This is a genomic window from Bacillus sp. EB600, assembly GCF_024494385.1.
GTDB lineage: Bacteria > Bacillota > Bacilli > Bacillales > Cytobacillaceae > JAEVLT01.
Window position 1 is genome coordinate 73,339 of record NZ_JAEVLT010000011.1, and the last position, 11,645, is coordinate 84,983.

Here is an 11,645-nt window from a genome sequence, read left to right on the forward strand (position 1 = left end):
AGTGACGAGTAGTTCAAAACGAGTCTATCGTAACAAACTCCATTTTAGAAGTTTCACGTGGAACTGTAAATGGATTTCAACATAAAACGATCGGACAGCACACAGGCTTGTCCCCACTGTTTATGTTTAGATGTTTTTTACAGAAATCTTCTTCCTTTCCTTCTTTAAAGTAAATCTCCAAAAAAGCCTCTCCAGAAAACAGTCAAGATATTATCCGCAGTTTCTTCAATGGTAGAAAAAAATGAGGCGCCATCCGTCTGTTTGTAATTTCCCACTTGGGCTAAGGCAATATAGGAATGAGCCGCAAATTTGGCATGGACTTTGGGGATTTCCCCATTTTCGATCGCTTCCAGGAATGCTTGTTCAATACTGACAAACATATTTTCCTCAGCTAGTTTCATTTCTCGGACCTGATCATTTGTAAGGACTGTTCGAGACTCCCGCATAAATCCTTCTAAATCCAGACTTGCTGTTGACTGTAAATGTGCGATTGCCACATCCAAAAGGCGTTCATATAAAGGTTTGTCTGAACTTAACAACAGGTTAATCTGCTCCTTTATCCGCCCCATTAACGCGACCATCGCTTCTTTAAAGAGTTCTGCCTTTGTTTCAAAGTAGTAATACACGGTTGCTTTTGTCATGCCAGCTTCTTTCGCGATTTCGTCTACTGAAACCTTTTGAAAGCCATTTTGTAAAAAGAGGAATGTAGCTGTATGTAAGATGACTTCTTTTGTAGGTTTGTCATCTTTTACTGCTTTTGGTCTGCCAGGGGACCGACTGCGATTTGAATTTTCCATTTTTGCCCTCCTGAAATAAATGTTTTGATAATTAACTAACCAGTATATATAATTAATTTTATAAAAAATGTTACAGAAATACAATTCCTTGGGAAATGAGGCATAGTGATGAAAAATTCTTTTATTCATTTGGTTGAGGCCGTCTCAAGTCGGAAAGGAAGATGGGTAACATTGGCCATATGGGTCATATTGGTTGGTGTTCTTTCTTCCGTTTTTCCAAACGTTAATAAAGTTTTGGATAATGGAGCTGCCAATTTACCAAAGAATGTCATGTCTGAACAAGCTGTCCAAGTGGCAAAAGAGCAGTACCCAAATAACACAGGAACACCATTGCTCCTTGTTTGGTACCGTGACGGCGGCCTGACGGATCAAGATTACCAATTGGCCACTGGGCTGTATAAGCATTTAGATACCAAGCCATTATCAGCGCAGAACTTTATTCCGCCAATTGGGAATGTGCCAGCCCAAGCTTTGAAAGCCTCCGCTTCAAAAGATGGTACAGCCATTGTAACACCTATTTTTATGAATAAAAATGCCAGTACCGATGAATTAACAGTCAATCTGGCTGGGTTAAAAAGCTATATGGAAAAACAGGAGTCAAAGGCTATCTTTGAAAAAAAGCTTAGTGACGCGGGCTTACATGTCCGCTTTACTGGTCCGGCTGCGATTGCAACAGATGCAACGGCCCTGTTTGGCAAAGCGGATGTCACATTATTAATTTCGACAGTCCTAATCGTGTTAATCTTGTTGATTCTTCTTTACCGATCACCCATTCTTGCGATTGTACCGCTGATTGGAGTAGGATTTGCAAACGGCCTGGCCGGGCCTATCCTCGGGCTGCTGGCTAAGGAAGGTATTATCATAGTCGATTCGCAGGCGACTTCGATTATGACCGTATTATTATTCGGAGCGGGAACCGACTATTGCCTATTTTTAGTATCAAAGTACAGGGAATGTTTACTCGAGGAATCTGATAAATTCAAGGCTCTTCAGATGGCAATCAGACATTCCGGCGGTGCAATCCTTGTCAGTGCCATTACTGTTGTTTTAAGCTTATGTACACTTCTATTGGCTCATTTTGGTTCTTTCCAGCGGTTTGCGGTTCCATTTGGTTTAGCTATTCTGATTATGGGTATCACGGCCTTAACATTACTTCCGGCATTGCTGGCCATTTTCGGCAGAGCTTCCTTTTTCCCGTTTATTCCGAGAACAGAAGAAATGATAGTTGCTTTGGAGGCGAAGAAAGGGAAGAAAGTTCGTAGACATGTTGCCCATGGCAAATTTAGTAAAAGGCTAGGAAACCTTGTTGTTGGAAAGCCATGGACAGTTATTGTATTGAGCATTGTGGTATTAGGCGGACTCGCACTGTTTTCTCCCAAGATTCACTATACGCAAAATTTACTTGATTCATTTCCAAAGGATATGCCTTCCCGAGAAGGTTTTCAATTGATGGCCGATCATTTTTCACCTGGTGACTTAGCTCCCGTTCAGGTAATTGTTAATACAGAGGGAAAAGATCTTCAGTTAAAAGAGCAGGTAAGCAGCCTTTCTTTCGTTGATCATGTCGAGGATCCAATAAAAGGAAAAAATGAAGACTATCTATCCTTTAATGTTATTTTAAAAGGTAATCCGTACGATTCAAAATTAGTAGATAATATTCCGGCGATAAATAAACAGGTGTCCGACTGTTTAACAGAATCAGGGATCAAGCCTGACAGCCATTATTGGATTGGCGGGGAAACATCAAAGCTCTATTATACAGAACAAACAACTGACCGCGATATGAAGGTGATTGTTCCAGTTGTCATTGCAATTATTGCGGCACTATTGCTGGTGTATTTACGTTCAATTGTTGCGATGGTCTATCTGATTATCACCGTTTTACTATCCTATGTAGCTGCATTAGGTGCAGGCTGGCTGCTGATTCATTATGGATTGGATATGCCGGCGATTTCAGGCTTAATACCGTTATATTCCTTTGTTTTCTTAGTCGCTCTTGGTGAGGATTACAATATATTCATGATCTCAAGTATATGGAAAAATAAACGGACTCAGCCGCACCGCCAGGCAATTGCGAATGGCGTTAGTGAAACGAGCAGTGTCATTACCTCTGCCGGCCTAATCTTAGCTGGTACATTTGCCGTATTAGCGACACTGCCGATTCAAGTGCTGTTACAGTTTGGAATCGTAACGGCCATTGGAGTCCTCCTCGACACCTTTGTGGTTCGTCCCTTATTGGTTCCTGCATTAACAACGGTACTTGGACGCTATGCCTTTTGGCCGGGAAAACTGTGGAAAAAGGATGAGGAAGGTTCAAAAGGTCAGGCTGGTTTATAGAATTTTTCGAGGGCGGTCCCTATTCCAGGGAACTGCCCTTTTTTCATTTAAGAAACACAGCGCAAAAGCCAACATTTTATAATAAAAGATAAGTATTTATCGTAAATCAATAAATACTTATTGAAAATAGGTAAAAGTGAATGTATGATGGTTTTGTACTAAATTTCAGGAGTTGATCAAATGGAAACCAATTTTTTGGCTAAGCTTTTGAACGTGCTGGTGACGATCTTTTTAGTGTTAGTGGTGATTACATTTTTTACGCTTCCGCTAGTAGTTGATAAATACATCGAGATAGCAGGAGTTCAAGGATCAAACACATTTTCGTTAAAAATATTCTTATATTTGACGGCAATTCCATTTTTCATTCTACTTGTTATGGTAAAAAAGTTATGCAAAAACGTCTTACAGAACGAGGTTTTTTCGGTAAGCAGTGCAAAATTGCTAAATGTCATTAGTATCTGTGCATTTTTTGATTTTCTTCTCTATACCATAGGAACCTTTATTCTTTTGAGGAATTTGTTTTCACTGACCTTGATGGTTGCCGCTTTTATGATTGGGCTAGTAAGCTTAATTTTATCTCAACTTATTAAGCTGGCTATCGCGATTAAAGAGGAAAATGATCTTACAATTTGAGGTGAAATGATGGCTATCGTAGTAAATGTTGATGTTATGCTGGCGAAGCGAAAAATGAGTGCCTCAAAGTTGGCTGAAAAGGTAGGGATTACGCTTCCGAATTTATCCATTTTGAAAACAAATAAAGCAAAGGCCATACGCTTTTCAACATTGGATGCAATATGCAGAGCACTGGAATGTCAACCTGGTGACATCTTAGAATATAAAGCTGATGAATAAATTAATTAATAGAAAGTAAGGGATAAACTTATGATAATTGCAAAGAAAATGTTTATGTATTGGATCATTATCATGTTTGTGATTACTTTTGCCTGTTCGCTTACGTATCTCGTAACACAACAAGCATTGCGGCTTGGGGCAAATGAGCAGCCTGCACAATTGGCAGTAGATACTGCATTGAAACTTCAAAATGGGAAAAACCCCGCCTCTATTGTTCAAGGTGACACAGTAGATTTATCAAAAAGCATGGATACCTTTGTGATGATCTATGACCATAACAAGAATCTGCAGGCTAGTTCTGGAATGATAAATGGCAGTAAGCCATCCTATCCTATAGGTGTATTAGCAAACACAGCTAGAAATGGTGAGGAAAGAGTAACATGGCAGCCGCAAAATGGGCTTCGTTTTGCCACAGTTGTTTTAAAATATGACAATGGTTATATTGTTGCTGGACGTTCCTTGCATGAAACGGAGAACCTAATCGATGCGATAGGAAAATTAGTTTTATTAGCATGGGCAGCCTGCCTGCTATTTTCAACCATTGCTCTCGTGATTGTTTACTCATTTGTAAAAAAATACTTAAAGCAGAGTTGAATCGAAATCCTTTTAACAACCACCTTCAACTAATTCGCGTGATATTTATTAAATTGTCATCTATCCATGGATAGAGACTTTTTTTTTATAATTCTATCCTAAGTTAGTCGATATATAAAAAGGAAAGAGGTAAATTATAAACATCAAGAATATGATTATTTAATACTATTTTATAGGGAACCGAATACCACAGTCGCTGATCAATATAAAAGGAGGAAGGAATATCCATGAATCAGAATTCTTATACAATGATCATTATCATCGCTCTTATTCTATTTAGTATTTATAGGCGTGTCCGTCGCAATATAGGCTGGCAGCAGTTGAATCAAGGAAATCTTCTGTTTAGAACCGTGTTATTCTTGATTGTTGGACTGATCTTTCTTGCTGGGGGAGTTTTCCACCCTATCAGCTTGATTTCAGATATTGTCGGAATACTAATTGGCATTACCCTTGCTTATTATGGTTCAAATACAACGAGCATCGAAAGCCGGGACGGGCGTTTTTATTACCGCCCGAACACTTTGATTGGCAGTATTGTTACCGTCATTTTCCTTGGCCGGTTTTTCTACCGCTTTTATGGAGTATTTACAGGGGGGACACTAGAAGGTTTACAGCAAGGACAAACAAGTGGTGTGCAAAATTTAAGTAACACTGTAGGTAATTCATGGACAGCAGGACTCATGCTGATTATGTTTGCTTATTATGCTGTGTACAATACGATCTTACTGCGAAAACAGAAACAATTTTTGCAGACAGAGAAAAAAACCACCGACTAATATTTTCAGCCTCACTGTAGGAAAAGTAATTAAACGCACTAACGTACCATATTTGTTATTTCAAAGGGGAACAGTACAACCAGGAGGTCGTACATTTAATAATGAGATATGTTGAAAGATAAGTAGTCTGAAAGAATCGAAATCGACATAACTCAACAAAATAGTTGGTAAAAAAGTATCTTCTAGTTGAATATTGATAGAAAATTTGGTAAAATGAAATAAATCAAAAGGCTGTATGTGACTGGCGAACGCGGATAACCGTGAGGGAGCATATAGTGTCGAATAGCCGTTCGCCTGGGCAGAGGTAGGGAAGCAGTCCTTACCTCTTTCTTTATAATAGGAGGGGATAGGTAAGAAACGAGGAGCTCGCTTGTTTTACCCCGGTTTAGAAGGTTTAGTCAATAGTAGGGTTCAGCACAGAATTTTAAAAAACTATAACTATATAAAAAGGAGAAACCAAAATGAGCACAGTAACTGCAGACAAAGTAAAAACAATAAAGACATTAAACAACATTGCAGAAACAGGCCTAAATGTATTTAATACCGATGATTATAAGATCGACAATAACAGTGAAAACCCTGATGCTATCATGGTTCGCAGCTTTAACATGAATACCTTGGAATTCGACAAAAATTTAAAGGCTATCGCACGTGCCGGTGCTGGTGTTAATAATATTCCAGTTAACAAATGCACAGAGCAAGGCATCGTTGTTTTCAATACGCCAGGAGCAAATGCGAACGCTGTTAAAGAACTTGTTCTAACTTGTTTAATGGCCTCTTCCCGTAACCTTTTTGAAGGTGTGTCTTGGGCAAAAGCGTTAGACGGTAAAGGAGAACAGATTCCAAAGCTTGTTGAAGCAGGAAAGAAACAATTCGTTGGAAAAGAAATTAAGGGAAAAACCTTGGGAGTTATTGGTTTGGGAGCAATCGGCGCACGTGTAGCAAATGACGCTCTTGAATTGGACATGGATGTTATCGGATTTGACCCATTTATCTCTGTTGATACGGCTTGGAATTTATCTCGTACAGTAAAGCGTGCGATGACAATTGAAGAGTTATTTGCTAACGCTGATTTTATTACTGTCCACGTTCCGTACATGGACAGCACAAAAGGGATGTTCAACGCAGAAGCTTTTGCAAACGTGAAAGACGGCGTTCATATTTTGAATTTCTCTCGCGGCGAACTTGTAAATGAACAGGATATGGAAGCTGCACTTGAAAGCGGAAAAGTTGGTAAGTACATTACAGACTTCCCGAATGAAAATGTATTGAAAATGAAAAATGTCGTTCCAATTCCTCATCTTGGTGCTTCTACAGAAGAATCAGAGGAAAACTGTGCGATTATGGCTGCTCGCCAATTGAAGGATTTTCTTGAAACAGGAAACATCAAAAACTCAGTGAACTTTCCAAATGCTTTCCTAGAATATACAGGAAGACGCCGTGTAGCAGCTTTCCATAAAAATGTTCCAAATATGGTTGGGCAGATCACTTCTGCGATATCTAGCTATAATTTGAACATTGCTGACATGGTTAACAGAAGCCGTGGAGAATTCGCTTATACAATGATTGACATTGAAGACAAAGTAAACGGCGAGGTTATTCCTGGCTTAGTGGAAAAAATCAATCAAATTGCAGACATTGTAACAGTTCGAGTTATTTAATAAGCAGTTTGAGAAAATTAAATATATGAGTAATAGGATGTCCCAAAATGAAAATCTTGGGACGTTTTTTTTTGAAGCTTGTGTGTTTTTAGGGCAGAAAAAAAAGGAAGACACGAGTATCTCCCTTTATTGTTTTCGCCAATAGTATTAACGCAATGTTTTTAATACGCCGCTCCAAGCGATCACTTGATCTAACATTGCATTTACATTCGTAAGATGTAATTCAGCTGGTTTGAAATCAGCTCCGTTTTCAAAATCTGTGAATAATGATAATGTTGGATGTACGCGAACGTCAGCAACTAGTAATTCTCCTAAGATTCCACGTAAGTGTTCAGCTGCACGAGCTCCACCTGTTGAACCATAGCTTACGATCCCTGCTGCTTTATTGTTCCATTGTGCTTGTGCTGAATCAAGAGCATTCTTTAATGCACCTGTAATGCTGTGATTGTATTCTTGAACAATAAATACAAATCCATCTAAAGAATTAATTTTTTCTCCCCAAGCTGCGATTCCTGGTTCTGAGCCATCAGTTGTAAATACAAATGGTAAATTGAAATCTGCAATATCAACGATTTCATAGTTTGCATCGCCGCGTTTGTCAGCGATTTCCTTTACCCATTTGCCTACCTGTGGGCTAACGCGTCCTTGACGTGTGCTTCCTAAGATAATACCAATATTTAATTTTTCGTTTGCCATTGTTTCTTCCTCCTTGTTTGAACTGCCAAATAACTTATCTATAAGACCCATTTCTTCTACCACCTATAGTTATTTTGAGATTGAACCCAACTAATTGTCTTGATATAAAATATTTTTAATTCAAACCAATTGTAATCTATTAAATTTATACTGTCAACAATTATTCATATTTCTTTTGATTAAATTTCAGAAAATGTGATACAGAGTTACAACCACTATTTTAATGTTTCATCTTTGAATAAGTAGGCTTTTTATTAAAACGTACTTTATAAGGAACGTGTAAGTACTGTATAATGAATAGTTAGAGGGTAGTTGTTTATGGAGGGAGGGCTTTTATGTTGGGTAAACGAATTAGGGAACAAAGGATAGAAAAAGGGATTTCATTAACCCAGTTTGCCAAACAGTCGGGAATATCTAAATCGTATTTGTCTAACCTAGAAAGGGGTCTTCAACAAAACCCTTCAATCGAAGTATTGAAAAAAATTTCTGAATACTTAAATGTAGATATAGAGATTTTAATTAATGAAATTGGTATTACTAAACAGAACAAAGAGGATTACCAATAAATAGCTATTGGTAATGGTGAGAATCGTCTCATCTACTTTTTTTATCTAAAGGGTAAATAAGAAAAGCACACTCGTCCTAAATGAGATGTGCTTTTCTTATTGTAAGAGTGTGTTAACGTGTTCGAAGTTAATTGAAGTATATATAACTAGCATGAAGCAGATGGATAACACGATCCTTCTGGCTTCTTGTTGTTTACAATTATGAAAACACGTTTACCTTATTGTTTACATTTGTGTACAAATTTGTTTACTTGTTTACGTTACAGTATACATGACTTTCTATAAGAATTTTGAAGTATCACTAATAAAAAAACAGTCCGGAACATGGTAAAGTTAAGGTTGCTTTAATTGTAGACTTAAATGTAAACTTGTTTACTATTTGATTTCATATGTTTACCGATATGTTTACTTATTTACACATATGTACACATCCATTTAATAAAAAGTGTATGAGTGACTTTCATTCATACAGGTTTATAATTTGAATACAGGAATTTATTTTTTATTTTTATGGAGGGTTATTGCGGGTTAGTTTTATTGACCGCTGATGTCCCCCAATAACTAGGACTTTATCAACCAAAGCTTTTGAATTTCCAAGTGAAAAAACATGGTTAAATTAAGTTTGTATTGCTTGTATACATAAATGTAAACATGTTTACTATTTGTTTGCGATCGTGTACGTATTTGTATACATGTTTACAATTGTGTACACGAGTTTGTAGCAAAGGAAGTATACAGATTTGTCATATAAGTAAACAAAATGTTTACAAACAGGAATAAGTTTACAAATTGTTTACAAGATTACACTTTGATTACTTTTCATGATGTTTCATTGAAGGTTATCTGAATCTCTTATAATCTTATGTTATACTTACAAGATACATAAACACATTAAAAATAATAGAAAAAGGATGATGGTAATGAGTAATAGAATCGCTGCAATTGATGTTGGAAATGACGCTGTTAAGGCCATTTTTGGGAATTTAGAATACGAACTGAATATCCCCAATATTGTTGCAAGGGATACAGAGGATCGGCCAATTATCGGAATAGAAGAATTAAACAGTAAAAACCCATTAGATGGAATTCATATAAAGGTCCACTCTCCTGCATTGAAAGAGAATAATGTCATCTATCGTGTAGGCAATTTAGCAACAAAAAGCAATAATGGTATGGAATTGGATCCAGGCAGCAGTAAATCAGAAGAAGATCAAACATTAGTTATGCTATTTACGACAATAGCTTTAGACGCTGTAAGAGAACAAAACGTAACTCTATTTAAACGGTCAGGAAATATCATTGATGCTCATTATACGCTAGGCACTGGCCTCCCCCTTCGTGAAGTAAAGGAAGGTAAAGATGCCGGCTACCGCTCAAAATTACTTGGTTCTGTTCATCAAGTTGAATTTCTGGTTACACCAAAGTACCAAGGCTTAAAGGTGAATATAAAATTTGATGAAGTAAAGGTATATCCGGAAGGGTTTGCAGCTTACATTAACCTAGTGATGGATCATAATTTAAACATTATTAACAAGGAACTAATCGATAAAAGAATCCTTATTCAAGATATTGGCGGATTATCGACGGATATCGCGGTTATTAAGAATCGCAATGTTGATGACGATAAGGCACAGGGATTCAATCTTGGGGTATCAGAAGCATTAGAGGCCATTAGGGAAGAAATTAGAATAAAGCATGGTGTGGAATTGGACAGCCGACGGGATGTAGTCGAAATCTTGACGAAAAAACATGACCGCAACCATATTATGGTTAAAGGGAGCAGGACAAGCGTTCACGATATTACAGATCGAATTCTATTAGATTTGGCAAAAAAACAATATCGTTTATTACGAAATGTTTGGCAGAAGAACTCTCAGACGGAAATTTGCTACTTTGTTGGAGGCGGAGCCAACGTATTGAAGGATTATCTTAAAACACTGAATAATAATTTAGAAGGTTATAATATTGACTTTTTTGAGGATGAAAAAGAAAGCATTTGGATGATGGCGAATGCTTATTATAAGCTAATCAAAGATTTTATTAGAAAAACAGACAAGCAAAAGGAGCAAAAAGTAGATCAAGATAAAAAGCCTGCTGTAAAAAACTAAATAAGGTGATTATATGAAAAAAATTGCCTCAAATGAGGTGAAAAGGGGTCAAGCTATTTCTTTCAGAGTTCCCTCGGATACACCTGATCATCTCTTAAAACAGCTGCAAAGATTAAAGGAAACAGAAAGAAGAAACTTTTCAAGTAAAATGGCTGAGTTTGTCATGGAGGGGCTAGGCAATTCTCATGACCGGGAGCGTGAGACCATTACGATTCCACTCCCGCAAAAGCTGACGAAAGCACAACGTGATTGGCTAAAGCATGAGCACTCAGAGGCATTATTGGGAAGTATTGTTTATCAACTTATTTCTGACCCAATTCGGTCTACATCAATCCTTGCAACTTTAAATAGTAACTCATTGGACATTGATGAGGCATTGTACCTCCAGGAAACGGGAGCAGGCAGTGAATTTACTAGTGAAGAAGTGGCAAAGATGGAATTAACTCTGCCGCAGGATGACGGGGAGCAGCATATCGAGGATGACCTAAGCGGCTTTGATTGGGAGAAGGCCCTTCAAACGGAGCGAAGCTTAAAAGAAGAAAACCTTGAGGGAAAAGAACCGGAAAACGAGGTAGAAGATCTGCTAGGTGGATTCCTAGCCAGCATGAACAAATAAATTGGCAACCTAAAAAAACCTCCAGCCCATATTAGCGGGTTGGAGGTTTCCTTTTTTGGAAAGGGTTTTAGTTACCCATATCCATTGCCATATGATCATTAACATCCATGGCCTTTTCCTGTATACCACTTTTCAGACGGTCTGCCCGACCTGCATTGATGGCGTCTGCGTGTTCCTGTGTAATAGTTCCTTCCTTTACAGCTGCATTTACCATTTTTGAATCGAAATCAGCCAATTTTTGGGCAAATTGCTGTTCGGATAAACCTTTTTCCTTAGCAATTTGCACTAATGTTTTCCCTTTTTTCATTTCGTCTATGATGGCAATCGGTAAAACATTAAGAATATTTGCAGCTTCGCCAACAATATTTTGTTGCTTAAGACGGCTTTTGCGAATAGGTTCCACTGTGCCTTTTTTGGTTGGTGCTGAGTATTTTGCCATGGCCTTTTTAGCATCGAAAGCAGCTGGTTCATTTTTGGCATGTACTGATTGACTTTGCAAAACTGCTGCAGCTGTCCCAAAAGTGAGGATGACAGCAAGTGCAGAAACTAGGAGAAATTTTTTTCTCATTCCTTTGCCTCCTTTTCTAAAAAATGGTTCTTGGAGAAACATCCATGTACAGAGGACCGATTCTAGTCGGTCTA

General features: G+C 37.8%; 12 protein-coding genes and 1 riboswitch. Of the genes, 9 read left to right on the forward strand and 3 right to left on the reverse strand.

The window, feature by feature from the left end; translation table 11 throughout:
* Positions 1 to 164 precede the first annotated feature (164 nt).
* The gene (locus JN080_RS13630) at positions 165 to 797 is read right to left on the reverse strand and encodes a TetR/AcrR family transcriptional regulator (RefSeq protein ID WP_256236563.1); all 633 of its coding nucleotides are present in this window, start codon (positions 795 to 797) and stop codon (positions 165 to 167) included.
* A 108-nt stretch (positions 798 to 905) separates the two neighbouring features.
* Here JN080_RS13630 and JN080_RS13635 point away from each other — a divergent pair, with 108 nt between their 5' ends.
* The 6 genes from JN080_RS13635 to JN080_RS13660 all read left to right on the forward strand — a co-directional run bounded on the left by JN080_RS13635 (position 906) and on the right by JN080_RS13660 (position 7,017).
* Entirely contained in the window at positions 906 to 3,134 is a 2,229-nt protein-coding gene (locus tag JN080_RS13635; protein ID WP_256236564.1) for an MMPL family transporter, read from the forward strand.
* Positions 3,135 to 3,314: 180 nt separating this feature from the next.
* Positions 3,315 to 3,767, forward strand: a complete 453-nt coding sequence (locus JN080_RS13640; RefSeq protein WP_256236565.1) for a DUF2975 domain-containing protein — start codon at positions 3,315 to 3,317, stop codon at positions 3,765 to 3,767.
* 9 nt (positions 3,768 to 3,776) lie between these two features.
* Positions 3,777 to 3,986, forward strand: a complete 210-nt coding sequence (locus JN080_RS13645) for a helix-turn-helix domain-containing protein (RefSeq protein WP_256236566.1) — start codon at positions 3,777 to 3,779, stop codon at positions 3,984 to 3,986.
* Positions 3,987 to 4,016: 30 nt separating this feature from the next.
* Positions 4,017 to 4,580 carry a hypothetical protein gene (locus JN080_RS13650; RefSeq protein WP_256236567.1) on the forward strand — a complete coding sequence of 188 codons (564 nt, stop codon included), beginning with the start codon at positions 4,017 to 4,019 and terminating at the stop codon, positions 4,578 to 4,580.
* 227 nt (positions 4,581 to 4,807) lie between these two features.
* On the forward strand, positions 4,808 to 5,356 hold the full coding sequence (locus JN080_RS13655; protein WP_256236568.1) for a CcdC protein domain-containing protein: 549 nt from the start codon (positions 4,808 to 4,810) through the stop codon (positions 5,354 to 5,356).
* A gap of 227 nt (positions 5,357 to 5,583) precedes the next feature.
* A riboswitch (ZMP/ZTP riboswitch) is annotated at positions 5,584 to 5,663 on the forward strand.
* 154 nt (positions 5,664 to 5,817) lie between these two features.
* Positions 5,818 to 7,017 carry a phosphoglycerate dehydrogenase gene (locus JN080_RS13660; protein ID WP_256236569.1) on the forward strand — a complete coding sequence of 400 codons (1,200 nt, stop codon included), beginning with the start codon at positions 5,818 to 5,820 and terminating at the stop codon, positions 7,015 to 7,017.
* Positions 7,018 to 7,164: 147 nt separating this feature from the next.
* Here the strand turns inward: JN080_RS13660 and JN080_RS13665 are convergent, their stop codons facing one another.
* A complete protein-coding gene (locus tag JN080_RS13665) occupies positions 7,165 to 7,764 on the reverse strand; it encodes an NADPH-dependent FMN reductase (RefSeq protein WP_256236570.1) in 600 nt (199 codons plus the stop codon).
* 284 nt (positions 7,765 to 8,048) lie between these two features.
* Between JN080_RS13665 and JN080_RS13670 the strand changes: the two genes are divergently transcribed.
* The 3 genes from JN080_RS13670 (at position 8,049) to JN080_RS13680 (ending at position 11,003) form a co-directional block, all read left to right on the forward strand.
* Entirely contained in the window at positions 8,049 to 8,279 is a 231-nt protein-coding gene (locus JN080_RS13670) for a helix-turn-helix domain-containing protein (RefSeq protein WP_256236571.1), read from the forward strand.
* A gap of 920 nt (positions 8,280 to 9,199) precedes the next feature.
* Positions 9,200 to 10,387: an Alp7A family actin-like protein gene (locus tag JN080_RS13675; protein ID WP_375141656.1), complete on the forward strand. Its 1,188-nt coding sequence runs from the start codon at positions 9,200 to 9,202 to the stop codon at positions 10,385 to 10,387.
* 13 nt (positions 10,388 to 10,400) lie between these two features.
* Positions 10,401 to 11,003, forward strand: a complete 603-nt coding sequence (locus tag JN080_RS13680) for a hypothetical protein (protein ID WP_256236573.1) — start codon at positions 10,401 to 10,403, stop codon at positions 11,001 to 11,003.
* A gap of 67 nt (positions 11,004 to 11,070) precedes the next feature.
* Here the strand turns inward: JN080_RS13680 and JN080_RS13685 are convergent, their stop codons facing one another.
* The gene (locus JN080_RS13685) at positions 11,071 to 11,571 is read right to left on the reverse strand and encodes a hypothetical protein (protein WP_256236574.1); all 501 of its coding nucleotides are present in this window, start codon (positions 11,569 to 11,571) and stop codon (positions 11,071 to 11,073) included.
* Positions 11,572 to 11,645 lie beyond the last annotated feature (74 nt).